The sequence below is a fragment of the Agrococcus sp. AC640b genome, assembly GCF_979255995.1.
In genome coordinates, this window is the sequence record NZ_CEEDMM010000030.1 from 1 (window position 1) to 22,426 (window position 22,426).

A 22,426-nucleotide genomic window follows, 5' to 3' on the forward strand; every position below is an offset into this window, starting at 1 on the left:
CCCCCGGGCACCCCCTCCCCACCAGACACAGCAGAAGGGAGCCGCGATGGAGTGGCTCGTCGTCATCCTCGACTTCATCGGGCAGCAGATCCTCAACGTGCCCGCGTACCTCATCGGCATCATCACCGCCATCGGGCTCATCGCGCTGCGCCGCAATGCGGGCCAGGTGGTGGGCGGCGGCCTCAAGGCGGCGCTCGGCTTCCTCATCCTCGGTGCCGGCGCCAACGTCGTCGTCGCCTCCCTCGGCCCGCTCGGCGAGCTCATCCTCGCCGTCACGGGAGCGCAGGGCGTCATCCCGACGAACGAGGTCATCACGGCCATCGCCTCCGAGCAGTACGGGGCGACGAGCGCCTACGTGCTCGTGCTCGGCTTCCTCGTGATGCTCGTGCTCGCGCGCTTCACGCCGCTGAGCTACATCTTCCTCACCGGCCACCACATGGTGTTCATGGCGCTCATGCTCACGGTCGTGCTGACCGTCGGCTTCGGCGACGACCTCGGCTGGCTCGTCGTGCTCGTCGGCGCGCTGCTGCTCGGCGTGATCATGGTCGTCATGCCGGCGTTCGCGCAGCCGTGGATGCGCAAGATCACCGGCGACGACACGCTCGCGATCGGCCACTTCGGCACGCTCGGCTACATCGCCGCGGGCGCCGCAGGTCAGGTCACGGGCCGTCGCAGCCGCTCGACCGAGGAGATCCGCTTCCCGCAGGGGTTGAAGTTCCTGCGCGACTCGATGATCGCCACGGCGCTGTCGATGGTGCTCATCTACGAGGTCTTCGCGATCTGGGGCCTCATCGCGATGCCCGAGGAGGCGATGGCGCTGTTCGGCTCGCCCGACCCGGGCGCGTTCATCATGGCCGCGTTCGCGCAGGCGCTGCAGTTCGGCGTCGGCGTCGCGATCATCCTCTACGGCGTGCGCACGGTGCTCGGCGAGCTCGTCCCCGCCTTCCAGGGCATCGCCGAGAAGGTCGTGCCCGGCGCGAAGCCGGCGCTCGACATCCCGATCGTCTTCCCGTTCGGGGCGAACGCCGTGCTCATCGGCTTCCTGTCGTCGTTCGCAGGCGGTCTCGTGACGCTCGGCATCATCGCCGTGTGGCTCAACCCGGTGCTGGGCCTCGCGCTCATCCTGCCCGGCATGGTGCCGCACTTCTTCACCGGTGGTGGCGCAGGCGTGTTCGGCAACTCGACCGGAGGCCGCATCGGCGCCGCGGTCGGCGGCTTCGTGAACGGCGTGATCATCACGATCCTGCCCGCGGTGCTGCTGCTCGTGCTCGGCGAGTTCGGCTTCGCGAACTCGACGTTCGGCGACGCCGACTTCGGCTGGTTCGGCACGCTCATCGGCGTCTCGCTCATGGGCGGCACGACGCTCGGCGTGATCCTCTGCATCGTGATCGCCGTCGTGCTCGTCACGGCTGCGTCGATCTTCCAGCGCAAGGTCGTCGATGGCGGATGGGTGCCGGGCGCCAAGCGCGACGCGATGCTCGCCGAGCAGGCTGCGGAGGCGAAGGCCGCCGCCGACGCCGAGAAGGCTGCGAAGGCGGCGTCGACGAAGGCCTGACCACCACCCGTTGCGAGGTGCGCTTGCTGCGCTGAGGTGCGGTTGCATCCGCACCTGAGTGCAGGAAGCGCACCTCGCAACGGTTCCGGTGCAGGAAGCGCACCTCGCAACGGGTGGGCGGCGGATGGGCGGCGTCAGGCCGCCGACGCCGCCAGCACCGACAGCAGCGCGAGGCGCTCGTGGCTCGGCGTGCCGGGGATCGCCGTGTACACCAGCAGCGTGTGCGACTCCGCTGGATCCACGAGCTGCTGGCACGCGAGCTCGAGCGCGCCGACCTCCGGATGCACGTAGCGCTTCGTCTCACGCGGGCGCACGCCCACCTCGTGCCGCTCCCACACCTGGCGGAACTCCTCCGACCGCTCCAGCAGCAGCGCCGCGTACGCCGCCGCCCGCGACCCCGGCCCGCGCCTGGCCGACAGCTCGCGCAGCCCCGACGCGTACATGCGGGCGTAGAAGGCGTGATCCTCGGGCGGATGCAGCGCTCGCGCGCCCGGCGTGAGGAACTAGCGGTACCCGATCGACCGCTCCGGCCCGCGCAGCGAGGCGGTGTCGCCCGTGAGCGCCACGCCCATGCGCGTCTGCCGCAGCGTCTCGCCCAGCTCGGTCACGATCTCGGCAGGCGTGTCGTCGAGACGGTCGAGCACGCGCAGCAGCCCGGGTGCCACGTGCTCGCCCTCGACGCCGCCAGAGGGCGGCTCGTGCCCGGCGAGGCGGAACAGGTGGTCGCGCTCGATGCGCGACAGGTGCAGGCCCTGCGCGATCGACGAGAGCATCTGCGGCGACGGCTGCGGCCCCACCTCGCGTTCGAGCCGAGCGACGTAGTCGACGCTCATGTGCGCGAGCGCCGCGACCTCCTCGCGCCGCAGGCCCTCGGTGCGTCGCCGCTGCCCGCGCGGCAGGCCGACGTCCTCCGGCTGCAGCGCGCCGCGGCGCGCACGCAGGAATCCGGCGAGGCCTGCGCGATCGATGTCCATGGCTCGATCCTGCCGCGACCGGCCTCGCGCATCCACGGATCGACGATCCCTGGATGCGCCGCGACGCGACGGCGAGGGTGATGGAGACGACAAGGAGCACGCCATGCCACGCACGATCGACGTCCACGTCCCCAGCCTCGCCGGCCGCCGAGCCCTCGTGACGGGAGGCAGCGACGGGATGGGGCTGCACCTGGCGGAGCGGCTCGCTCGCGCCGGCGCCGAGGTGCTGCTGCCGGTGCGCAACCCCGCGAAGGGCGAGGCCGCAGTCGCCCGCATCCGCGCCGCGGTGCCGGATGCCCGGCTCACGCTGCACGCGCTCGACCTGTCGTCGCTCGCGTCGGTCGCAGCGCTCGGCGAGACGCTGCGCGCGCAGGGGGAGCCGATCCACGTGCTCGTCGGCAACGCCGGCGTCATGACGCCGCCCGAGCGGCAGACGACCGCAGACGGGTTCGAGCTGCAGCTGGGCACGAACCATCTCGGCCACGTCGCCCTCGTCGCGCACCTGCTGCCGCTGCTGCGGGCGGGCAGCGCGCGCGTCGTGTCGCAGCTGAGCGTCGCCGCGAGCCGCGGCAGCATCCGCTGGGACGACCTGCAGTCGACGCGCGGCTACGACGGCATGGCCGCCTACCGCCAGTCGAAGATCGCGTACGGGCTGTTCGGCCTCGAGCTCGCGAGGCGCTCTGCGGCGGGCGCATGGGGCATCACGAGCGTGCTGTCGCATCCTGGCGTCGCACCCACGAGTCTGCTCGCCGCGCGTCCGGAGCTCGGCCGCGCGGCGGACTCCCGCGGCATCCGCGCCATCCGGTGGATGTCGGCTCGCGGCATCGCGGGCACGCCGCAGACGGCGATGCTGCCTGCGCTCGTCGCGGCGACGTCGCCCGACGCGACGGCCGGCCAGCTGTGGAGCCCGCGCGGCCCCGGCAGGATCGGCGGCGGACCCGGGCTGCAGCGGCCGTTCGCGCCCGTGCGCTCCGAGGCGGATGCGGCACGCATGTGGGATGTGTCGCAGGAGCTCACGGGCGTCGCGTTCCCCGCCGCATGAGCACGCACGAGGGGGCTCGACCAGTCGGCCGAGCCCCCTCACGCGTCAGCGTCGGATGCGCGTCAGCGCTCCTCCTGCTTCAGCGCGAGGCCGACGCCGAAGAACGTCGGCGCCCAGTGGCCGACGAAGATGCCCCAGCGGTCGGACTGCGCCTTCGAGTCGTCGGACTTCGCGCGCGACGCCGTCCACGCTGCGAGCGAGATGACGATCGACGCGAACCCGGCGATGTACGCGTGGGAGCTGCGCACGCCGAGGTCGTGGGCGGAGCGGATGGGGTCGAACCCAGCCGCCTTCTCGATGGTGGCCTTCGCCATGGTGGTTCCTCTCGATGGATGCCGTGCGCGCGTGGGTCGTGCGCAGGGCATCCTCGTCTCGTCGTGCTCCCAACGGTCCTCGCGTCGTCGCGGCAGCGCTGCCCCGTGGCGGCGGATGCGCCAGCAGGCTACGCTGCTCCGGCCGTGCCATCTGCGTCGGCGTCGTCGAGCAGCGGCAGCACGAGCGTCGCGAGCCCTGGCCCGTGCTCGACGGTCTGCACGCTCGCGCGCAGCCGAGCGTGGTCGCGCGTCGGATCGTCGGTGCCGGGGTTGCGCAGATGCAGAGGGTGGGCGCCGCTCGAGACCTGCACCCGGATGCGGTGCCCCACGCCGAAGGCGTGCGCGGTGGGCGCGAGCGGCAGCTCGATGTCGCGCACGGCGCCTGGCGCATCCGAGTCGAGGCGCACGTAGCCGTCGGTGACGTTGCGGGAGATGCCCTTCGCGTCGACGTCGGCGAGGCAGACGAAGAGGTCGGGGCGCGGTGCCGTCGAGGCGATCCGCAGCCGCACGACCGGGTCGCCCGCGATGACGCGCGGCGTCTCGAGCGGCGCGCTCGTCCAGCACACGACGTCGTCGCGGCGCTCCCGACGACGTTGCCGCCGCACGCCCACGTCGAACGGGTACAGGGTGCGACCACCTGCGGAGGGCGTGGGCCTGGCCGGGTCGTAGCGGTACGTCGTCGACCCCGTGCGCACGTCGTCGCCTGCTGGCGCGAGCGCGCCGTCCGCGGTGAGGTCGAGCTCGTGCGGCGTCGACGGCGGCGGCCAGCGCTCGGCGGTGCGCCACGCCCCGCCCGGCGCGATCGCGTACTCGACGGCGGGTCCCGTCCACGCGTCGTCGGGGTGCTCGAGCTGCCGCACCGCCTCGCGCATGCTGCGATGCCCGGGCTCGACGCTCATGTGCGTCCATGGGCCGACGATGAGTCGCACGCGCCGCCCAGCCGCCTGCAGCTGCTGGAAGTCGGCGATCTGCCCGGTGAGGAAGAGGTCCTGCCATCCGGCGACGAGCGTGACGGGAGGCACGCGCGACAGATCGCTCGCGAAGGTGCGCGCACGCCAGTACGGGCCGTCGGGGTCGGTCTCTCGCAGCCACGCGCGCCACGCGGGCGTCGCAGCGCCCGTCGCGCGGTCGACGGCGTCGTCCGGCGGCACGGCGAGGCTCGCCCTCCGCAGTCGACGCGGTGCGAGCACGAGGCGCACGAGGCGCCGCGCGGTCGCCATCTCCTGCATGTGGAGGGCGAAGAACCACGTGAGCGCGTTCTGGATGTCGATGCCGCCGGCGTGGAACAGCATCGTCGCCCGGAAGGAGCGCGCCGAGACGCCGATCGACATCGACGCGAGCGTGTCGTCGGCGTCGTCGACGAGCGCCCACTGGGTGAGGCCCACGTACGACGAGCCGAAGGTGTGCACGGTGCCGTCGCACCACGGCTGCCTCGCGATCCACGCGAGCGTGTCGGTGCCGTCGGCGCGCTCGTGCACGAACGGATCGAAGGCGCCGCCGCCCGAGTCGAACGTGCCGCGGCATTCCTGCACGACGACGTGGAGGCCCCGCTCCGCGAAGGCCCGCGCCGTGGGCAGCGCGCCGTCGCGGCCGTAGGGCGTGCGGATGAGCACGACGGGCGTCGCCTCGTCGTGCGCGGCGAGATGGTCGGCGACGAGCACGGTGCCGTCGCGCATCGGCACGCCCAGGCCGCGTCGGATGCGCACGGCGGGGTGCCTGGGCTCGCCGAGCCCCGCGCCCGCGCGCAGGCGCCGCAGGGCGCCGCGTTGCGCGCGACTGCCGCGCGGCACGGGCAGCCACGGCACCGGATCGGCCCCCGGCACCGGCTGCGCGGGCCCGGCCGCACGCTCAGGCACCGATGCGCTCCCGGATCCACGTCACGACCGCGTGCCGCACCGCCCGGAGGTCGTCCGCCAGCCCCAGGGTGTGGGTCGTGGGGCGCTCGACGAGCTCGACCTCGACGCCCGCCTCGCCCAGACGCTCGGCGTAGCGGATGCCGTCGTCGGCGAGGTGGTCGTGCGTCGCGACGATCACGAGCGTGGGAGGCACGCCGCCGACGTCGGCCGCGAGCCCAGGCGACATCGCGTGCGCGTCGGCGTCCGGCCCGCCGTAGAGCGTCACGATCCGCCTGCCTGCCTCGATCGCCTCGGCGTCGCCCGCGAAGCGGCTCGACGAGAGGGTGAGGTCGAGGGAGGGATGCTGCAGCACGGTGCCCGCGAGCGCCGCGGGTCCGCCCGCGAGGCGCTGCGCCACGAGCGCCACGATGCAGCCGCCCGAGCTGATGCCGTAGCCGACGACGCGGGAGGCATCCACCGGCAGCCCCGAGCCGCCGTCGACGACCCAGCGCACCGCGGCCTCGACGTCGTCGACCGGCACGGGGAAGCGGTGCTCGGGAGCGAGGCGGTGGTCGACGTTCACGACCACGACCCCCGCATCGCCGCTCACCTCGCGGCACGTCGCATCGTTCAGCAGGAACCCTGCCGCGCCGCCGCCCATCCAGAACGCGCCGCCGTGCACGAGCAGCACGACGCCGAACGGTCCGTCGCCCGGCGGCACGTAGCTGCGCACCACGATCGACCCGCCATCGACGGGCACCTCGTGCCATGCCGCGCGCACCGCTGCACGCGCAGGCTCGTCGCCGAGGATCTCGCGCGACAGGGTCGTGGATGCCAGCGCCGCCCCGTCGTGCTGCGTGCGCGCGAGCGCCAGCCGGTCGCGCCAACGCTCGCGCGACTCGCCGGGCTCGGGCTCGGCGGGAGGCTGCGCGATGGGCGCGTCGAGGCGCGCACCGGCGACGACGAGCAGCGCACGGAGCTCCTGCGACATCTCGGACTCGCTCGGCAGTGGCACGGTCGACTCCTGTCGCCGGGATGGTGCCCAGCTCGATGCGTCGCACTCTCGAGGTGCCGCCAGTGTGCGCCTGACCTGCCCGGCCTGTCAACGAGTCGGTGCACAGCAGTGCGCATCGCCCTCGGTCGCGGCTCCCGGAGGTCACGTCGGCGCCCGCCGCCTGCGCCGCATCCGGCCTGGGCAGCCCCTCGCGCCCGCGGCTAGGCTCGCGACATGAGCCCGAGCGCACGCGGCACCCTCGACTGGATGCCCGCAGCCGACCACCCCGAGCTGCTCGCGCCCACCGTCGCCGCCGCGATCGATGCGGTGCCCGGCGCGCTCGTCGCCGCCATCGACGCCGACCTCGCCGACACGGCGGCGTTCTGCAGCGCATACGACGTCGCGCTCGAGGCGAGCGCGAACTGCGTCATCGTCGCCGGCCGCCGCGGCGACGAGGTGCGCACTGCGGCCGTCATGGTGCTCGCGACCCACCGCGCCGACGTCAACGGCGTCGTGCGGAGGCACCTCGATGCCCGCAAGGCGTCGTTCGCGCCCATGGACGACGCCGTGCGCGACACGGGCATGGCGTTCGGCGGCATCACGCCCGTCGGCCTGCCGTCGTGGCCGATCCTCGTCGACGACGCCGTCGCGGATGCGGGCGACGTCGTCGTCGGTGCCGGCATCCGCGGCGCGAAGCTGCTCGTGCCCGGCGCGGCGCTGCTGCGCCTGCCGCTCGCCGAGCGCCTCGCGCTCGCCCAGCCCGTCTGACGCGCATGGACGTGCTGCGCCCGGTCGAGCGGATGCTCGCGACCGCCGACCTCGGCCCCCGCTCGAAGCGCGAGCTCGAGGCCGTCGCCGCAGCGCTCGTCAGCGGTGCGATCGCGTTCGTCGCCGGGTTCGTCGCCCTCGCGATCCTGCGCGGCGACACGCATCCGCTCGCCGGAGCGCGTTCCGTCGGAAGCGTCGCAGCCGCCGCGGCGGCCGTCACCGCCGGAGCGTCGTTCGTCGGCGCCTACCTCCGCACGACCGACCCCCGCCACGCGGCGACGCTGCAGCGGCTCGGCGGCGTCGTGCGGGCGCTCGCGGGCGCCTGCCTCACCGTCGTGTGCATGGGGTTCGCCTACATCGCGATCCTGACCATCTCGCTCGTCTTCCAGGAGGGCTTCGCCGGCCTCGAGATGGACACGTTCGCAGGCGCGCTCGCCGTCGCCATCGCGGGCGGCGTCGCCGCGTACCTGGCGCATCCGCTCGGCGAGGAGATCGACACGCGCGTGCTCGGGGTGCTCGTGCCCGCGTTCCTCGTCGTGGGCGTGCTCTTCTCCATGCTCACCGCCTCCGACGCGTCGTGGTGGGAGGTGCACTTCTCCGAGCTCGGCGCCGGCGGGGGCATCTCCGGCATCGCGTTCAACGGCACGCTCGTCGTGTCCGGACTGCTCGTCGCCACGATGGCCGCGTACATCACGCACGACCTCGAGCGCGCGGTGCCCGAGGGCGGACGCACCGCATGGGTCGGCAGGCTCCTCGCAGCGATCGGCGCGCTCATGATGCTGACGGGCATCGTGCGCGTCGACTGGGTGGAGTGGCTGCACATCGGCCTCGCCGCCGGCATGGTGCTCGTCTTCCTCGTGCTCTGCTCGCTGCTGCCGTGGATCGCACCCGGCCTGCCGCGCGGCGTGCACGCCGTCTCGATCCTCATGGTCGCGGGCACCATCTTCGCCCTCGTGCTGTGGGTGCCCATCGGGTACTACAACTTCACCGGGTTCGAGTTCGCCGCGTGCGGCCTCATCTTCGTGTGGCTCACGACGTTCCTGCGCGCGATCGCCGCCGTCACCGACGACCGTGACGCCGCCGACCGGTCGACGGCCGCATCCGCTCGCGACCCGCACGGCACGACGACCGACCGTTAGCGACTGGGGCCGCGCTCCTCAACCCGGTCGCGCTCTGCGCGCGCGACCGGCAGCCTGGTTCCGTCGCGGCATCGCCGCGCGACGAGCGAGAGGAGACCCCATGCAGGACGTCGTCGATGCCGAGCTGCAAGGGCGCGTGGCGGACCGCGCGCAGGCAGCCGGGGTGACGGTCGCGACCGCCGAATCCCTCACCGGCGGGCTGCTCGCCGACGCGCTCGCGACGAGTCCGAACGCGGGCGAGTGGATGCGCGGCGGCATCGTCGCGTACGCGACCGAGGTGAAGCGGTCGCTGCTCGGGGTCGAGGGCCCCATCATCTCGGGTGCCTGCGCGCAGCAGATGGCCGATGCCGCGCGGCGCCTGCTGGGTGCCGACGTCGGCGTGGGCCTGACGGGCGTCGGCGGTCCCGCACGCCAGGAGGGCCAGCCGGTCGGCACCGTCCACGTCGCCTGCACGACGCGCGACGGCGCCGTCGTCGTCGAGCACGCCCTCGAGGGCGAGGCGGCGGAGATCGTCGCGCAGAGCGTCGACCGGTCGGTGCGACTGCTGCTGCGCACGCTCGCCGACGACGCGGAGGTGCGGCGTGGCTGACCGCGAGGCGAGCGACCGGCAGCGAGCGATCGCCGCAGCGCTGCACGTCGAGGCGACGATCGACCCAGCCGAGCAGGTCGAGCGCCGCGTCGCGTTCCTGCGCGACTACGCCGTCGCCTCCCGTGCTCGCGGCTTCGTGCTCGGAATCAGCGGCGGCCAGGACTCGACCCTCGCCGGGCGCCTGTGCGCCCTCGCCGTCGAGGCGCTGCGCGCCGACGGCCACGAGGCGCGGCTCGTCGGCGTCCGGCTGCCGTACGGCGTGCAGGCCGACGAGGAGGATGCGCAGCTCGCGCTGCGGTTCGTGGGCGCCGACGAGACGCTGGCGGTCGACGTGCGGCCCGGCGTCGACGACATCGTCGGCGCGCTCGCGGACGGCGACAGGCGACTCGACGACCTCGCGCGCGGCAACGTGAAGGCCCGAGCGCGCATGATCGTGCAGTACGCGCTCGCCGGGTCCGACGGCCTGCTCGTCGTCGGCACCGATCACGCTGCCGAGGCGGTCACGGGCTTCTTCACGAAGCACGGCGACGGCGCCGCCGACGTCACGCCCCTCACGGGCCTCACGAAGGGGCAGGGGCGCGCGCTGCTGGAGCATCTCGGCGCACCCGAGCGCCTCTGCACCAAGCAGCCGACCGCCGACCTGCTCGACGACGCACCCGGGCAGCCGGACGAGACGGAGCTCGGCCTCTCGTACGCCGACATCGACGCGTACCTCGAGTGCCGCGAGGTGGCGGGCGACGTCGCAGCACGCATCGAGGCGCGCTACGACGCGTCGCGGCACAAGCGCCATCTGCCTGCGACGCCGGCGGACGGATGGTGGCGCGAGTGACGGCCCGCGCTGCCTGGCACGCAACCCGCTGGCGTCTGCCGCGGCCGGGTGCAAGGGTGGGGGCATGACCGACGCCGAAGCCATCGAGACCCCGCCCGACACCCCCGAGGGCTCGGAGACGCCCGAGGAGGCGCAGCGCCGCAAGTTCCGCGAGGCGCTGGCGAAGAAGGACCAGCAGCATCACGGCCAGGGGCAGCCCGCAGGGCCCATCCAGACCGCGCACACCGGCCCTGCCGTGCAGAAGCGCGTCCACAGGAGGAAGTCCGGCTGACGCGCCACGAGGGCGCGCGGCGACGATCGCCGACGCCACCGCACCGCAGGGCAGGACGACCAGCACGACCGAGCGAAGGAGCAGCACGATGAGCGACACGACACCCCCGGAGGAGCCCGACGAGGTCGAGGCCCTCACCGGCGTCGACGAGGTGCACGAGGCCGCGAGCCCCGACGAGGAGCGGCCGGCGGTGCCGCCCACGGTCGACGACGGCGGCCTCGACGACGAGCGCGAGGTCGACCTCGACTCGGACGAGCCCACGCCGACGGACGACGGCACCGACGCCGACGTGCCCGACACCGACGAGACCGGCCAGTCCGTCGAGGACGCGGGCACGGGCACGGCGGACACGAGCGACGACGCCGAGCTCGACGCTCCCGACTGAGCGACGCCACCGACGCCCCGCCTGCGGATCCCTCCGCGGCGGGGCGTCGTCATGCGCCCTCACCCTTCAGCGGGCTGGTCGCGGCTGCACCTCGACCGGCGCGGCGCGTCAGTGGCGCAGGTACGCCAGCTGCGCCGCGACCGACGCCTCGACCGCGGAGCGCACCGACGTCGGCACGCCCGCGTACACGAGGTCCGCGACCTCCTGCACCGACGCGTCCGCCCCGAGCCGCACCAGCGCCTCCCGCACCTCCGCGAGCCGCTGCAGCCGATGCTCGCGGTACGCGCGCACGACGCTCGCGAGCGACGGCAGCTCGTCGCCGTGGCCGGGCAGCACGCGCGCGTCGCCGAACGACTCGAGCCGATCGAGCGTCGCCAGGTAGTCGTCGACGGATCCGTCGGGCTGGGCGATGACGGTGGTGCCGCGGCCGAGGATCGTGTCGCCGGTCACCATCGCACCGTGCTCGCCGTGGTTCGCGATCCACAGCGCGATCGAGTCGGCCGTGTGCCCGGGAGCCGCGACCACCTCGACGGGCGCCTCGAGCACGTCGAGCACCTCGCCGTCGACCAGCGGATCGCCGTCGACGCACCACTGCTCGTCGAAGCCGCGCAGCGGCACGCCCACGCGCTCGGCGAGCTCGACGGCCGCGTCGGTGTGGTCGTGATGGTGGTGGGTCACGACCACGAGCCGCACGGGCAGGCTCGCGAGGGTCGCGACGTGCGCCGCATGCCTCGGCCCGGGGTCGACGACGATGACGCCGCGCATGTCGCCGACGATCCACGTGTTCGTGCCGTCGAGCGTCATCGCGCTCGGGTTGGGGGCGAGGATGCGGCGGATGCCGACGTTGGCGACCATGCACCTACGCTAGCCGCGCTGGCATGCGGCGCGCGTCGGCCGAGCGCCCGCATCCGGCTCGCGCCCGCCGAATCGACACGTGAGCGGCACCTCGCATGCAGCATGCACCCGAGCACGTCGTCAGGCGTCGATTCGGCGGCGGGTAGCGTGAACGCCATGGTCGACGACGACGACGCCCTCCCCGCCGCGGCGACGGTCGTGCTGCTGCGCGACGCCGACGACCCCGTGCTGCCCGGCATCGAGGCGCTGCTGCTGCGCCGACCCGACCGCGGCTCGTTCGCAGGCGCGTGGGTGTTCCCAGGCGGCAGGGTCGACGACGACGACGCGGGCGCCGACGACGACGCCAGGGCGCGCGCCGCCGCGATCCGCGAGACGCGCGAGGAGACGGGCCTGGGCCTCGCGCCCGACGACCTCGCAGCGCTGTCGCACTGGACGCCGCCGAACGAGACCTCGCGCCGCTACCGCACGTGGTTCTTCGTCGCCCGCGCCCCGCAGGCGGAGGTCGCGCCGAACCCCGGCGAGATCGAGGAGCACCGATGGCTGCGGCCGTCGGACGCCCTCGAGGCGCACGCCGAGGGTGACCTGCTGCTGTTCCCGCCGACGTGGATCACGCTGCACGCGCTCGGCGACGCACCATCGGTCGACGAGGCCCTCTCTCGCGTGCGCGAGGCAGGCGTCGCGCGGTTCGTCACGCGGCACGACGCTGCCGCCGGCCGGTTCCTGTGGCACGGCGACGAGGCGTACGACGGCGGCGAGGACACGGAGGGCGGACCCCGCCACCGCCTCCTCGCGACCGAGCGCCGCTGGGTCTACCAGCGGCGGTAGCCCGTTCCCAGGTGGCTGGGCATCGAGCGTGACAGCCTGCTGCTCGACGCAGCCGAGCCGAGGAGTCCCATGCGCCGTGCATCCCCGCCCCCGCTCGCGGCAGCCGCGCTCGTCGCGTCGCTGGCGCTCGTCGCGTGCGCGCCCGCACCTCCGCTGCCGGCGACGCCGGGCTCCTCGTCGTCGCAGGAGCCCGCGGCGACCGGCCCCGTGCTCTCGATCGACGCGCTGTGCGACCTCGACGTCGTGGTCGCGTGCCGCGACGACGCGGGTCCGATCATCGTGACGGTCGCCGCGACCGCGGCCGACGACGAGACCATCGCCCTCGCCGTCGACGTGCAGCGCGCGGCGGAGCAGGCCGGCCTCGCGGACGGAGCCGTGCTCGAGCGCGAGGTGACGGAGCGCATCGAGCCGTCGTCGGAGCACTCGACACCGCCGCCGTGGACGACGACGGTCTTCCCCGGCACGGCATCGGAGGCGGAGGAGGCCGTGACGGCGCTCCTGGCGGTCGAGGACGTGCCCGGGGTGCTGTCGGTCAGCGTGCCGCTGGCCTGGCCGGCGGTGCTCGTGCGCGACCTCGAGTCGATGTCGGCGGCGTTCGCGGCGGCATCGGCGCTGCCGCTCTTCGCGGACGGCGGCTCGTACCAGCTGCTGTCGTTCGACGACCGGCTGCGCATCGAGCACACGCCGCGGTGGGTGACGCCCCAGGCGGTCGAGGCCGTCATCGGCATCGCTGCCGCCCATCCGGGCGCCGAGGTGCTGCTCGAGGCGATGGCGGGCGGCGAGGCGGCGCCGACGCTGTACGTCGCGCGCCTCACGACGGCGCAGCTCGCGGAGGTCGAGACCATGCTCGCCGACCCGTCGCTCGCCGGCGCGAGCCTCACGGGTGGGGTGCCGTACGTGCTGACGTCGATCGAAAGATCCGGCGCGACCGTCACGGGCGCGTTCGGCGCCTGAGACGACGCGCGGCTCGACCTATCGTGCCTCGCAAGGTATCGTGCATGGCATGACAGCCGACGTCGGGGCGCAGCTGCGCAAGGGCGTCGTCGAGCCGTGCGTGCTCGGCCTCCTCGCGCAGGAGCCCATGTACGGGTGGCAGCTGTCGGAGCGCCTCACGAGCGCAGGGCTCATCGCGAGCATCGGCACGCTCTACCCCGTGCTCGGAAGGCTGCGCGACCGCGGCCTCGTCGCCGCGTTCGAGCGCGCGACCGGCACGGGACCCGTGCGCAAGTACTACCGGCTGACGCCGGCAGGCGAGGCGGCGCTCGCTGGCTTCCGCGACGCCTGGACGCCGTTCACCGACGCCGTCGGCGCGATGCTCGAGGCGCACACCACGATCCGCACGACGTCGGATGGAGACCACGCATGACCACCATGGGCACCGACCCCGTCGACGACTACCTCGCACGCCTCGACGACGCGCTGCACGACGTGCCATTCGGCACGGCGCGCGAGATCCGCGCGGGCGTCCAGGAGGAGCTCGCCTCCCTGCCACCCGAGCAGCGAGCCGAGCGCATCGTCGAGCTCGGCGATCCCGAAGCGATCGCCGCCGAGGCCGTCGCCGAGTCGCAGCAGCCCGGCGCGGCCAGCGCCGAGCCGATCGCAGCCTCCGGCTACGGACGCGGCCCCGGCTACGTCGTGGTGACCGCCGTGCTCATCGGCATCGGCGGGTTCGCGGTGCCCGTGCTCGGCTGGCTCGTGGGCATCGTGCTGCTGTGGACCGGTCGGGTGTGGACGCGACTCGAGCGGTGGATCGCGACGCTCGCGCCGATCGTCGCGACCGCGATCGTCGTCGGCATCTGGCTGCTCGTGCAGTCCGCCGCGAGCGCCCCCGAGCCCGCACCCGCGACCGGCTCGGGCTTCCACGCACCCGAGGTGCCCGTCACGCCGGGCATGGGGATGTTCGCGACCTGGTGGATGGCGTGGATCGGCACGCTCGTCGGCAACGCGGCCATCGCGGTCTGGCTGCTCGTGATCGGCATGCGGCGCACGCGCGACTGAGCCTCGCAGGGACCGGTCAGCGGAGGAACGCGTACAGGATGCAGAGCATCGTCACGACGAAGCCGCACGCGTAGTTGAGCGCGAGGAACCAGCGCCAGCCCCCGTTCGCACGCCCCGAGTCCGCATCCGTCACCGACCGGTACGGCCACGCCGCGACCACGTAGGGGATCGCGAGGACCGCGGCGAGCACGCCCGGCCAGCCCGTGAGCAGCATGAGCAGACCCGCCGCGATCCACATGCCGATCGCGATGCGCGTCGTGCGCGCGGCGCCGAGCGCCGTCGCGATCGACGCGATGCCGCCCTCGCGGTCGGGCACGACGTCCTGCACGGCACCGAACGCGTGGCTCGCCATGCCCCACAGGAAGAAGGCGCCCAGCAGCGCCACGAGCTGCGGCGTCCACGTCGCGCCCGCGAGCACGAGTCCGTAGACGGCGGGCGACACGAAGTGCGTCGACGACGTCATCGAGTCGAGCAGCGGCCGCTCCTTCGTGCGCAGCGGGGGCGCCGAGTACGCGACGACCGCGAGCAGGCTCACGGCCAGCACGATCCACGACTCCCACGACCCCAGCACGACGAGCACGACCACGAACGGCAGGCACGCCACGGCGGAGGCGACGAGCGTCGGCCGATGCAGCGACGGGTCGAGCAGCGCGCCCTCCACGCCGCCCTTGCGCGGGTTGCGGAGGTCGGAGGGGTAGTCGAAGACGTCGTTGATGCCGTACATCGCGAGGTTGTACGGCACGAGGAAGAAGATCGTGCCCACGACGAGCGCCACGTCGACGCGGCCGGTGACGAGCACGTACGCGGCGGCGAACGGGAACGCCGTGTTGATCCACGACAGCGGGCGCGACGAGGCGACGAGGCGGCCGATCATGCGCGGTCCTCCGCGCGTGCCCCGTCGGCGCCTGCGGCAGCGGCGCTCGCGCGACGGCCGGCGGGCACGAGCGACCACACGGCGACGACGACCGCGAGGGCGACGGCCGGGTAGGCGAGATCCTCCACCGGCGCGAGCCACAGGTAGATGCCGCTGAGGTGATCGGTGCCGTACGAGAAGAGGTCGGCGGCGATCATGAGCGAGTCGAACACGACCGTGAGCGCCACGAGCGCCGCGAACGCGACGAGCATCGCCCGTCGCGTGCCGCGCTGCATGCGTCGCGCGGCGAGCAGCAGCAGCATCAGCGAGACGGCGCCGAAGATCGCCACGAGGATCGGGTAGGTCACGGCGCGACCTCCTGGGCGTCGACGCGTCTGCGGCCGGCGATGCTGGGGATGCGCAGCGCGAGTCGCCACAGCACGAGCGAGATGTACGACAGGAAGATGAGGAAGACCGGCTCCTCGATGGGCATGTGCGGTGCGAGCTCGATGCCCGTCATGCCGGCGCTCGCGCCGATGCGGAAGATGCCGAGCACGATCGCCGTCACGTCCCACACGAGCAGCACGACCGTGGATGCCGCGACGGCGAGCAGCGTGCGCCTCGCGTCGTGGAAGAGCGCCACGCGCCACCGTCGGTCGATGATGCCCATGCCTGCCATCGAGCCCAGCAGCGCCGCGAGGTACGCGAACGACAGCAGGGTCACGCGCGGTCCGCGTCGCCGTCGGCCTCGGCGACCACGTCGAGCGGCGGCTCGGGCAGCGGGCCGGCCGAGCGGTCGCCACGCACGTGCTTCAGCACGAGCTCTGCGGAGATGAGGCACATGGGCATGCCGATGCCCGGCACGGTCGACTGCCCAGCGGTGAGCAGCCCGTCGACGCCGCGGTAGGCGGTCGTGCCGCGCAGGAACGCCGACTGCCGCAGCGTGTGCGCGGGTCCGAGCGCGGTGCCGCGCCACGCGTCGAACCAGTCGGCGAAGTCGGCGGGTCCGATCGTGCGGCGCACGCGGATCCGACCGGCGAGGTCGGTGGCGCCCGTCCATGCCGCGATCTGCGCGATCGCGTCGTCGGCGATGCGCTCGACGGCGTCGTCGCCTGCGCCGTCGATGCCGCCGTGACCGATCGAGGCGTCGGCGGGCAGCGGCACGAGCACGAAGAGGTTCTCGTGCCCCTCTGGCGCGACGGTCGCGTCGGTGCGGCTCGGTGCGCACACGTAGATGTTGGCGTCGCCGCCCGGCCACGGCGCCGTGCCGTCGAGCGCGCGGAAGCCCTCGCGCCAGTCGCCGGTGAACATGAGGGAGTGGTGCGCGAGCTCTGGCAGGCGACCCTCGACGCCCAGCAGCACGAGCACGGCGCTCGGTCCCGGCGTCGAGCGCTGCCAGCGGCGGCGGCCCTTGGCGTGGAAGCGCTCCGGCAGCAGCCTGGTCTCGACGGCGTGCATGTCGCTCGCGGCGACGACGACGTCGGCGTCGACGACGCGCGTGCCACCCTGCGCGTCGACCTCGACGCCCACCGCGCGACCGTCGACGACGCGGATCGTCGTGACGCGCGCGTCCGTCTCGATCGACACGCCGTGGGCGCGAGCGAGCCGCGCGAACGCATCGACGATCGTGCCGAAGCCGCCCACGGGGTAGCCGACGCCGTCGACGAGGTCGAAGTGGCTCATGAGGTGGTACATGCTCGGCGCCGCATACGGATTGGTGCCGAGGAAGACGGCGGGGTAGCCGAGGATCTGCCGCAGCCGCTCATCCTGCACCGTGCGGGCGATGCGGCGCGAGAGCGGCTCGAGCAGCAGCCGCGTCAGCGTGCCCGCCTCTCGCACGACGCCGGTGCCGCGCAGCGATGCCGGCCCGTCGAAGCGGTTGTAGAGCAGGCCGTCGACCGCGAGCGAGGCGACGTGCTCCGCCGAGTCGAGGTACGACCCGAGCGCGGCGCCGGCACCGGGCTCGATGCCCTCGAACACCGCCTCCGAGTGCTCGCGGTCGCTGCGCAGCTCGATGGGCTCGCCACCTGCATGCCACACGCGGTATGCGGGGTCGAGCCGCACGACGTCGAGCTCGCGCTCCATCGTCGTGCCGAGCATGCGGAACGCATGCTCGAACACGGAGCCCATGAGCAGCCACGACGGGCCCGTGTCGAACGTGAAGCCGTCCGAGCTCCACGTGCCCATGCGTCCGCCCAGCTCGGAGCGCTGCTCGAGCAGCGTCACGTCATGGCCGTCGCGGGCCAGGAGCGCCGCCGAGTGCAGGCCAGCGATGCCACCGCCCACCACCACGACGCGCTGGCGCGCCGCTCCCGCCGCGACCATCACCGCACCGCCGCGGCCGCGAGGATGCGCAGCTTCTCGGGCCCCGGCACCCGCACGCGCTCGCGCCGCAGGCGATCGGCCGGCGTCGCGCGCAGCCTCCTCGACAGCGCCGCGAACAGCCCGTGCGCGGCGCCCACCGCGCGGCGGGCGTCGCGAGGCAGCATGGGCAGGGTCGCCTCGGCGATGGCGAGGTCGGCGTCGATGCGGTCGAGCACGGCGTGCTTCGCCTCCTCGGTCGGATGCGCGGGGTCGAGCTGGGGCAGGTACCGCCTGCCGAGGCCGTCGGCGTCGGCGGCGAGGTCGCGCACGAAGTTCACGCGCTGGAAGGCGGAGCCGAGCGCCCGCGCCCCCGCGTCGAGGCGTGCGCGGTCGGCGGCGGGCTGCGGCGCCTCCGCGAGGAACGCCGCGAGGCACATGAGCCCGACCACCTCGGCGGAGCCGTGCACGTACTCGTCGAGCTCGGCCTCGTCGGTGAGGTCGACCGGGTCGAGGTCGCGGCGCATCGAGGCGAAGAACGGCCTCGTCAGCTCGGGCCCGAACGCGGCGACGGCGGCGGCGTCCTGGAAGGCGTGCACGAGCAGGTTCGTCGAGAATCGTCGCGTCAGCGCCGCCTCGACCTCGATCTCGAGGTCGTCGAGCAGGCGCCTGCGCTCCGCCAGCGGCACGCCCGCCGCCTGCGCGGGACCGTCCACGACCTCGTCGGCCAGCCGCACGACGCCGTAGATCGCGCCGATCTGCCAGCGCACGGCAGGCGTGAGCAGCCGCGACGCCATGCCGAACGACGTGGAGTAGTCGCGGATGACGAGCGCCGCGCTGCGGCGAGCGGTGCGCGCGTAGAGCTCGAGCCCCGTCTCCTCGCCCATCAGCGGCGCCCAGCCGCGTCGAGCGCCGCCCTCGCAGGCGGCATCACGCGGAACCGGCGGCAGCGAGATCGCGATCGAGCTCCTGCAGCTGCCACACGAGCCACGGGCTGAACGCGAACGGGGCGCCCGCGACGGCGGCGCGCAGCGCAGCGGGCGCGACCCACGCGACCTCCGAGACCTCGTCGGGGTGGGGCAGCGGCTCGCCGAGCGCGGTCGCCTCGAACACGGGGCACACCTCGTGCTCCACGACGCCCCCCGCGTCGACGGCGCGGTAGCGGAAGTCGGGCAGCAGGGGCGCGAGCGGCCCGAGCTCGAGGCCGAGCTCGTCGCGAGCGCGACGCCGCACCGCCTCCTCCATGTCCTCCCCGGGCGCGGGATGCCCGCAGAACGCGTTCGTCCACACACCCGGCCAGGTGCGCTTGCTCAGCGCGCGCCGCGACACGAGCACGTCGCCGGCCGCGTTGCGCACATGGCAGGAGAAGGCGAGGTGCAGCGGCGTCTCGGCGGTGTGCACCGTGGCCTTCGGATGACTGCCGATGGGCGTGCCGTCGTCGTCGACCAGCACCACGAGCTCGACCGCGTCCTCCATCGCTCCACGCTACCGCGAGTCGCCGGCTGCGAGGCGCTCCGCCTCGGCCGTGATGCGCTCCGCCATGCCCTGGAAGATGAAGTGGTGGAAGGGGATGAGCGCGGCCCAGTACAGCCGGCCGGACAGGCCCTTCGGGAAGAACACCGCGCGCTGCCGGTAGCGGCTGCCGTCGCCGTGCGGCTCGACCGACAGCTCGAGCCACGCGCGCCCCGGCACCCGCATCTCGGCGCGCAGCCGCAGCGAGCGGCCGGGCTGCAGATCCTCGACGCGCCACCAGTCCAGCTGCTCGCCGACCCGGATGCGACGCCGATCGCGCCTGCCAGCCATGCCGGCCCCGCCGACGAGCCGGTCGGCCCAGCCGCGCACGGCCCACAGCGGCGGCAGCGAGTACCAGCCGTTCTCGCCGCCGATGCCCTCGATCATCGTCCACACCGCCTCCGGCGGCGCGCTGGAGTCGCGCTCGCGCTCGTCGGTGAGCACGAGCGTGCCAGCCCACTCCGGGTCCGACGGCAGCGGATCCGACGGGGATGAGTCGCTCGAGGCATCCCTCCACGACGTCTCGATCTCGCCGTCCTGCTCGCGCGACAGCGCGAGCGCCACGGCACGCCGATACGTCACGAGCCCTGCGGCCGGGCGAGCGATGACGTCGTCGATGCGATGGTCGCGCATGACGCAGTCGTGCACGAGCGAGCCGATGAGCGGCATCGCGATCGCACGCGGCACCGGCGTGACGAGGTTGACCCAGTGCGACGCGAGCCACGGCGTCAGCACCGGCAGCGGCGCGATCGGGCGCTGCGGCAGACCCGCCTCGACGGCGTAGCCGTTCATCATCTGGCCGTAGCGCAGCACGTCGGGGCCGCCGACGTCGTACGTGCCGTGCACGTCGGAGGGGAGCGTCGCCGACTCGGCGAGGTAGTGCAGCACGTCGCGCACCGCGATGGGCTGCACGAAGTTGCGCACCCAGCGCGGCGCCGGCATGTACGGCAGCACCTCGGTGAGGTGGCGGATCATCTCGAACGACGCCGAGCCCGAGCCGATGACGATGCCCGCCTGCAGCACGATCGTCGGCACGCCCGATGCGAGCAGCGCCTCCCCGACGGCGACGCGAGACCGCAGATGCTGCGACAGCTCGCCATCCGGGTGCAGGCCTCCCAGGTAGACGATGCGGCCGACGCCTGCGTCCTTCGCCGCGGTCGCGACGTTGCGCGCCTCCGCGAGCTCCTCGCGCTCGAAGTCGCCGCCCGCCGACATCGAGTGCACGAGGTGGTAGACCACCTCGATGCCCTCCATGGCCGAGCGCACGGAGTCGAGGTCGGCGAGATCGCCCTCGACGACGTCGACGTCCTCCGCCCATGGAACGCCCTCGAGACGGGCGGGCGTGCGCGCGAGCGCGCGCACGGTGTGGCCGCGCGCGACGAGCCTGGGGGCGAGGCGACCGCCGACGTAGCCGGTGGCGCCGAGCACGAGGACGCGGCGCGGATCGTCGGTGCGCGTCGCCTCGGCGAGGTCGGCTGGCAGGGTGGCATCGGCGGCGCGGGCTGCCGCCTCCTCGGCCGGACGAGCGCGCTCGGCGTCGGCCGCGCGGTCGTTCGCGGAGTCGGGCTGCGCGTCCTGGGCAGGCTGCGCGTCGTCGGCGGGCTGCGGGGCGGCGTGCTTCGGCATGCTCGCGACGCTACCGACGCGCACGCCATGGGCTCGGACCGGGGCCGGGGGCTGGACAAGCGTGCGGCTGCGGTGCATGGCCCACGCCTGCGCCCGCCGTGCGGGCCGCGTCAGCGCGGATCGGCGCGGTCGACGAGCTCGCGAAGGTGCTCGAGGAAGCCCCTGACGCCGTCCGCCTGCTCCTCCGAGAGCCCTGCCACGGCATCGCGGATGCGGTCGGTCAGCGCATCGTCGCCGTCGACGTGGTCGTTGCGGCTCACCGGCACGAGCACCTTGCTGCGTCCGTCGACGGGATGCGGCCGCGTCGCGACGACGCCGGTGGCCGTGAGCCGAGCGAGCATCTCCGTGACGGTCGACTGCGAGACGCCGAGGTGCTCGGCGAGCTGGCGCGGCGTCGCGGGGTCGTCGCCATCGGCCCGCTCGAACACGAAGCGAGCCGCGGCTCGCTCGCGCGACGAGGGGCTGTGCCCCTGCCTGCGCCGGTCGAGCCGCGCCTCCGCGAGCCGCAGCTCCTCGAGCGCGAAGGCCACCCCGTGCGGATCGGCCCTGCGCACGTCGTCGAGCCGCTCGTGTGCCATGTCCTCCACCGTCCTCCTCGCATCGGACGCGGGATAGGGGTGGACACGGCGGGATCGGCCGCGATCGCTTCGACGCCCGAAGCACCTCGCATCGGTGGTGGATAGCGTGGTGCCCTCGTCGACGGTGCGGTGACGCGCGGTCGTCGACGATCATGTGCTTCGGGGCTCGAAGCACCCCGAACGGAGGGCACGACGGCCATGGCGACGCGAGACGCATGATGCCGACGCACGACGGGCGCGCGCTCGCCGACGCCGTGCTCGACGCCCTCGACCGGCTCGCACGCTCGCTCGCCGATCTCCCTCCCGAGGACGTCGACGACCTCTCTCGAGCGATCGGCTGCAGCCGCCGTTCCGTGGCGGTCGACCTCGTCTGCCGCGTCGATCGTGGCGTCGCCGCGCACGAGCATCCACCGGACGCCGGCACGAGCGGGCGCGGCGGCGAGGGCGCCGAGGCCGGGCACGGCGACGAGGCCTGCGACGCCGAGCTGCTCGCGCTGGGCGACGGCCCGTCGATCGCGGCAGGCGTGCTGCGACGGCGCGATCGACTCGCGGCAGCCCTCGAGGAGACGCTCTCGACGACGTCGGCGGCGTCGCACGGCCGCCTCGTCGAGGAGCTGCAGGCCCTGCTCGCGCGCGTGGAGCTCGTGCACGTGGCGCTCGGGGTGGGCTACGAGCTCACCGACCTGCCTGCCCAGCCCACCACGGCGTGCGCGCACGTCGCCGATGCCTCGCGAGGCGTTCGCTACGCATCGAGCCCACGGCGGCGAGCGCGCACTGTCGCCCGGCTGCGACGAGGCATAGCCTGGCCGCCAGGCCGCCGCTCGCCCTGACCGGTGGCACCGACGAAGGAGGACCCGATGGGTGCGCTGGACGATCTCGCGAAGAAGGCACAGGGCTTCGTGGAGGAGAACAAGGAGCAGATCCAGGAGGCGCTGCACAGCGAGCAGGCCGAGGACGTGAGCGACACGGTGCTCGATGCGGTCGCAGGCAAGATCGACGACGTCACCGGAGGCAAGCATGCCGACGCCGTCCAGGGTGCGCGCGACACCGTCGACAAGAAGATCGGCACCGAGTAGCCGCTCGTCGCCACCACCGCGCGAGGGCCGCGACGCACGAGGCGTCGCGGCCCTCGTGCGTCCGGGCGCCTCGCGCCCACCCGCTGCGTGTCCGCCCACCCGCCGCA

26 protein-coding genes and 1 pseudogene are annotated in these 22,426 nt (G+C 73.9%); 14 read left to right on the forward strand and 13 right to left on the reverse strand.

Annotation, left to right across the window (positions count from 1 at the left end; genetic code table 11):
• Window positions 1–46: 46 nt before the first annotated feature.
• Entirely contained in the window at window positions 47–1,555 is a 1,509-nt protein-coding gene (locus tag ACZ6H8_RS13080; protein ID WP_464147307.1) for a PTS ascorbate transporter subunit IIC, read from the forward strand.
• 134 nt (window positions 1,556–1,689) lie between these two features.
• Here the strand turns inward: ACZ6H8_RS13080 and ACZ6H8_RS13085 are convergent.
• Window positions 1,690–2,529: pseudogene (locus ACZ6H8_RS13085) on the reverse strand (helix-turn-helix transcriptional regulator).
• 103 nt (window positions 2,530–2,632) lie between these two features.
• On the opposite strand from ACZ6H8_RS13085, the gene ACZ6H8_RS13090 reads away from it, so the two are divergent.
• Complete coding sequence (locus ACZ6H8_RS13090) at window positions 2,633–3,571, forward strand: SDR family oxidoreductase (RefSeq protein WP_464147308.1); 939 nt, start codon at window positions 2,633–2,635, stop codon at window positions 3,569–3,571.
• Window positions 3,572–3,633: 62 nt separating this feature from the next.
• Here the strand turns inward: ACZ6H8_RS13090 and ACZ6H8_RS13095 are convergent, their stop codons facing one another.
• From ACZ6H8_RS13095 to ACZ6H8_RS13105, 3 genes are all read right to left on the reverse strand, one after another.
• Entirely contained in the window at window positions 3,634–3,885 is a 252-nt protein-coding gene (locus ACZ6H8_RS13095; protein ID WP_464147309.1) for a hypothetical protein, read from the reverse strand.
• 128 nt (window positions 3,886–4,013) lie between these two features.
• Complete coding sequence (locus ACZ6H8_RS13100) at window positions 4,014–5,741, reverse strand: CocE/NonD family hydrolase (RefSeq protein WP_464147310.1); 1,728 nt, start codon at window positions 5,739–5,741, stop codon at window positions 4,014–4,016.
• Window positions 5,734–6,735 carry an alpha/beta hydrolase gene (locus ACZ6H8_RS13105; RefSeq protein ID WP_464147311.1) on the reverse strand — a complete coding sequence of 334 codons (1,002 nt, stop codon included), beginning with the start codon at window positions 6,733–6,735 and terminating at the stop codon, window positions 5,734–5,736. Before ACZ6H8_RS13105 ends, ACZ6H8_RS13100 begins: the two co-directional genes overlap by 8 nt.
• A 213-nt stretch (window positions 6,736–6,948) precedes the next feature.
• Here ACZ6H8_RS13105 and ACZ6H8_RS13110 point away from each other — a divergent pair, with 213 nt between their 5' ends.
• From ACZ6H8_RS13110 to ACZ6H8_RS13135, 6 genes are all read left to right on the forward strand, one after another.
• Complete coding sequence (locus ACZ6H8_RS13110) at window positions 6,949–7,482, forward strand: YbaK/EbsC family protein (RefSeq protein ID WP_464147313.1); 534 nt, start codon at window positions 6,949–6,951, stop codon at window positions 7,480–7,482.
• Window positions 7,483–7,487: 5 nt separating this feature from the next.
• Window positions 7,488–8,621: a DUF998 domain-containing protein gene (locus tag ACZ6H8_RS13115; RefSeq protein WP_464147314.1), complete on the forward strand. Its 1,134-nt coding sequence runs from the start codon at window positions 7,488–7,490 to the stop codon at window positions 8,619–8,621.
• A 100-nt stretch (window positions 8,622–8,721) separates the two neighbouring features.
• Entirely contained in the window at window positions 8,722–9,210 is a 489-nt protein-coding gene (locus ACZ6H8_RS13120) for a CinA family protein (RefSeq protein WP_464147315.1), read from the forward strand.
• Window positions 9,203–10,039 carry an ammonia-dependent NAD(+) synthetase gene (nadE, locus tag ACZ6H8_RS13125; RefSeq protein WP_464147316.1) on the forward strand — a complete coding sequence of 279 codons (837 nt, stop codon included), beginning with the start codon at window positions 9,203–9,205 and terminating at the stop codon, window positions 10,037–10,039. Before ACZ6H8_RS13120 ends, nadE begins: the two co-directional genes overlap by 8 nt.
• A gap of 64 nt (window positions 10,040–10,103) precedes the next feature.
• Window positions 10,104–10,310 carry a DUF5302 domain-containing protein gene (locus ACZ6H8_RS13130; RefSeq protein WP_464147317.1) on the forward strand — a complete coding sequence of 69 codons (207 nt, stop codon included), beginning with the start codon at window positions 10,104–10,106 and terminating at the stop codon, window positions 10,308–10,310.
• An 88-nt stretch (window positions 10,311–10,398) separates the two neighbouring features.
• Window positions 10,399–10,695: a hypothetical protein gene (locus ACZ6H8_RS13135; protein WP_464147318.1), complete on the forward strand. Its 297-nt coding sequence runs from the start codon at window positions 10,399–10,401 to the stop codon at window positions 10,693–10,695.
• Between the two features lie 108 nt (window positions 10,696–10,803).
• Here ACZ6H8_RS13135 and ACZ6H8_RS13140 read toward each other — a convergent pair whose 3' ends face one another.
• A complete protein-coding gene (locus ACZ6H8_RS13140) occupies window positions 10,804–11,550 on the reverse strand; it encodes an MBL fold metallo-hydrolase (protein ID WP_464147319.1) in 747 nt (248 codons plus the stop codon).
• Between the two features lie 156 nt (window positions 11,551–11,706).
• On the opposite strand from ACZ6H8_RS13140, the gene ACZ6H8_RS13145 reads away from it, so the two are divergent.
• From ACZ6H8_RS13145 to ACZ6H8_RS13160, 4 genes are all read left to right on the forward strand, one after another.
• The gene (locus tag ACZ6H8_RS13145) at window positions 11,707–12,375 is read left to right on the forward strand and encodes an NUDIX hydrolase (protein WP_464147320.1); all 669 of its coding nucleotides are present in this window, start codon (window positions 11,707–11,709) and stop codon (window positions 12,373–12,375) included.
• A gap of 69 nt (window positions 12,376–12,444) precedes the next feature.
• Window positions 12,445–13,329: a hypothetical protein gene (locus ACZ6H8_RS13150; protein WP_464147321.1), complete on the forward strand. Its 885-nt coding sequence runs from the start codon at window positions 12,445–12,447 to the stop codon at window positions 13,327–13,329.
• A gap of 49 nt (window positions 13,330–13,378) precedes the next feature.
• Window positions 13,379–13,741: a PadR family transcriptional regulator gene (locus ACZ6H8_RS13155; RefSeq protein ID WP_464147322.1), complete on the forward strand. Its 363-nt coding sequence runs from the start codon at window positions 13,379–13,381 to the stop codon at window positions 13,739–13,741.
• Window positions 13,738–14,373 carry an HAAS signaling domain-containing protein gene (locus ACZ6H8_RS13160; protein ID WP_464147323.1) on the forward strand — a complete coding sequence of 212 codons (636 nt, stop codon included), beginning with the start codon at window positions 13,738–13,740 and terminating at the stop codon, window positions 14,371–14,373. The genes ACZ6H8_RS13155 and ACZ6H8_RS13160 overlap by 4 nt, the downstream gene beginning before the upstream one ends.
• A gap of 16 nt (window positions 14,374–14,389) precedes the next feature.
• Here ACZ6H8_RS13160 and ACZ6H8_RS13165 read toward each other — a convergent pair whose 3' ends face one another.
• The 8 genes from ACZ6H8_RS13165 to ACZ6H8_RS13200 all read right to left on the reverse strand — a co-directional run bounded on the left by ACZ6H8_RS13165 (window position 14,390) and on the right by ACZ6H8_RS13200 (window position 21,243).
• Entirely contained in the window at window positions 14,390–15,247 is an 858-nt protein-coding gene (locus ACZ6H8_RS13165) for a prenyltransferase (protein WP_464147324.1), read from the reverse strand.
• A complete protein-coding gene (locus ACZ6H8_RS13170; protein WP_464147325.1) occupies window positions 15,244–15,594 on the reverse strand; it encodes a lycopene cyclase domain-containing protein in 351 nt (116 codons plus the stop codon). Before ACZ6H8_RS13170 ends, ACZ6H8_RS13165 begins: the two co-directional genes overlap by 4 nt.
• Window positions 15,591–15,950: a lycopene cyclase domain-containing protein gene (locus ACZ6H8_RS13175; RefSeq protein ID WP_464147327.1), complete on the reverse strand. Its 360-nt coding sequence runs from the start codon at window positions 15,948–15,950 to the stop codon at window positions 15,591–15,593. The genes ACZ6H8_RS13170 and ACZ6H8_RS13175 overlap by 4 nt, the downstream gene beginning before the upstream one ends.
• On the reverse strand, window positions 15,947–17,551 hold the full coding sequence (gene crtI, locus ACZ6H8_RS13180; protein ID WP_464147328.1) for a phytoene desaturase family protein: 1,605 nt from the start codon (window positions 17,549–17,551) through the stop codon (window positions 15,947–15,949). Before crtI ends, ACZ6H8_RS13175 begins: the two co-directional genes overlap by 4 nt.
• Window positions 17,551–18,414, reverse strand: coding sequence for a phytoene/squalene synthase family protein (locus ACZ6H8_RS13185; protein WP_464147329.1), 864 nt, complete (start codon window positions 18,412–18,414; stop codon window positions 17,551–17,553). The genes crtI and ACZ6H8_RS13185 overlap by 1 nt, the downstream gene beginning before the upstream one ends.
• Window positions 18,415–18,457: 43 nt before the next feature.
• Window positions 18,458–19,003: an isopentenyl-diphosphate Delta-isomerase gene (gene idi / locus ACZ6H8_RS13190; RefSeq protein ID WP_464147330.1), complete on the reverse strand. Its 546-nt coding sequence runs from the start codon at window positions 19,001–19,003 to the stop codon at window positions 18,458–18,460.
• Window positions 19,004–19,012: 9 nt separating this feature from the next.
• Entirely contained in the window at window positions 19,013–20,665 is a 1,653-nt protein-coding gene (locus ACZ6H8_RS13195) for an SDR family oxidoreductase (RefSeq protein ID WP_464147331.1), read from the reverse strand.
• A 110-nt stretch (window positions 20,666–20,775) separates the two neighbouring features.
• On the reverse strand, window positions 20,776–21,243 hold the full coding sequence (locus ACZ6H8_RS13200) for a MarR family winged helix-turn-helix transcriptional regulator (RefSeq protein WP_464147333.1): 468 nt from the start codon (window positions 21,241–21,243) through the stop codon (window positions 20,776–20,778).
• Window positions 21,244–21,458: 215 nt separating this feature from the next.
• Here ACZ6H8_RS13200 and ACZ6H8_RS13205 point away from each other — a divergent pair, with 215 nt between their 5' ends.
• Window positions 21,459–22,073, forward strand: coding sequence for a hypothetical protein (locus ACZ6H8_RS13205; RefSeq protein WP_464147334.1), 615 nt, complete (start codon window positions 21,459–21,461; stop codon window positions 22,071–22,073).
• Window positions 22,074–22,100: 27 nt separating this feature from the next.
• Window positions 22,101–22,319: an Rv0909 family putative TA system antitoxin gene (locus ACZ6H8_RS13210; RefSeq protein ID WP_464147335.1), complete on the forward strand. Its 219-nt coding sequence runs from the start codon at window positions 22,101–22,103 to the stop codon at window positions 22,317–22,319.
• Window positions 22,320–22,426: the final 107 nt, after the last annotated feature.

Excerpts from the sequence above, each read along its gene's own strand:
- ACZ6H8_RS13080 (WP_464147307.1), top strand. The coding sequence starts at position 47 with ATGGAGTGGCTCGTCGTCATCCTCGACTTCATCGGGCAGCAGATCCTC.
- ACZ6H8_RS13090 (WP_464147308.1), top strand. The coding sequence starts at position 2,633 with ATGCCACGCACGATCGACGTCCACGTCCCCAGCCTCGCCGGCCGCCGA.
- ACZ6H8_RS13095 (WP_464147309.1), bottom strand. The coding sequence starts at position 3,885 with ATGGCGAAGGCCACCATCGAGAAGGCGGCTGGGTTCGACCCCATCCGC.
- ACZ6H8_RS13110 (WP_464147313.1), top strand. The coding sequence starts at position 6,949 with ATGAGCCCGAGCGCACGCGGCACCCTCGACTGGATGCCCGCAGCCGAC.
- ACZ6H8_RS13115 (WP_464147314.1), top strand. The coding sequence starts at position 7,488 with ATGGACGTGCTGCGCCCGGTCGAGCGGATGCTCGCGACCGCCGACCTC.
- ACZ6H8_RS13120 (WP_464147315.1), top strand. The coding sequence starts at position 8,722 with ATGCAGGACGTCGTCGATGCCGAGCTGCAAGGGCGCGTGGCGGACCGC.
- ACZ6H8_RS13130 (WP_464147317.1), top strand. The coding sequence starts at position 10,104 with ATGACCGACGCCGAAGCCATCGAGACCCCGCCCGACACCCCCGAGGGC.
- ACZ6H8_RS13135 (WP_464147318.1), top strand. The coding sequence starts at position 10,399 with ATGAGCGACACGACACCCCCGGAGGAGCCCGACGAGGTCGAGGCCCTC.
- ACZ6H8_RS13140 (WP_464147319.1), bottom strand. The coding sequence starts at position 11,550 with ATGGTCGCCAACGTCGGCATCCGCCGCATCCTCGCCCCCAACCCGAGC.
- ACZ6H8_RS13145 (WP_464147320.1), top strand. The coding sequence starts at position 11,707 with ATGGTCGACGACGACGACGCCCTCCCCGCCGCGGCGACGGTCGTGCTG.
- ACZ6H8_RS13150 (WP_464147321.1), top strand. The coding sequence starts at position 12,445 with ATGCGCCGTGCATCCCCGCCCCCGCTCGCGGCAGCCGCGCTCGTCGCG.
- ACZ6H8_RS13155 (WP_464147322.1), top strand. The coding sequence starts at position 13,379 with ATGACAGCCGACGTCGGGGCGCAGCTGCGCAAGGGCGTCGTCGAGCCG.
- ACZ6H8_RS13160 (WP_464147323.1), top strand. The coding sequence starts at position 13,738 with ATGACCACCATGGGCACCGACCCCGTCGACGACTACCTCGCACGCCTC.
- ACZ6H8_RS13165 (WP_464147324.1), bottom strand. The coding sequence starts at position 15,247 with ATGATCGGCCGCCTCGTCGCCTCGTCGCGCCCGCTGTCGTGGATCAAC.
- crtI (WP_464147328.1), bottom strand. The coding sequence starts at position 17,551 with ATGGTCGCGGCGGGAGCGGCGCGCCAGCGCGTCGTGGTGGTGGGCGGT.
- ACZ6H8_RS13185 (WP_464147329.1), bottom strand. The coding sequence starts at position 18,414 with ATGGGCGAGGAGACGGGGCTCGAGCTCTACGCGCGCACCGCTCGCCGC.
- idi (WP_464147330.1), bottom strand. The coding sequence starts at position 19,003 with ATGGAGGACGCGGTCGAGCTCGTGGTGCTGGTCGACGACGACGGCACG.
- ACZ6H8_RS13195 (WP_464147331.1), bottom strand. The coding sequence starts at position 20,665 with ATGCCGAAGCACGCCGCCCCGCAGCCCGCCGACGACGCGCAGCCTGCC.
- ACZ6H8_RS13200 (WP_464147333.1), bottom strand. The coding sequence starts at position 21,243 with ATGGCACACGAGCGGCTCGACGACGTGCGCAGGGCCGATCCGCACGGG.
- ACZ6H8_RS13205 (WP_464147334.1), top strand. The coding sequence starts at position 21,459 with ATGATGCCGACGCACGACGGGCGCGCGCTCGCCGACGCCGTGCTCGAC.
- ACZ6H8_RS13210 (WP_464147335.1), top strand. The coding sequence starts at position 22,101 with ATGGGTGCGCTGGACGATCTCGCGAAGAAGGCACAGGGCTTCGTGGAG.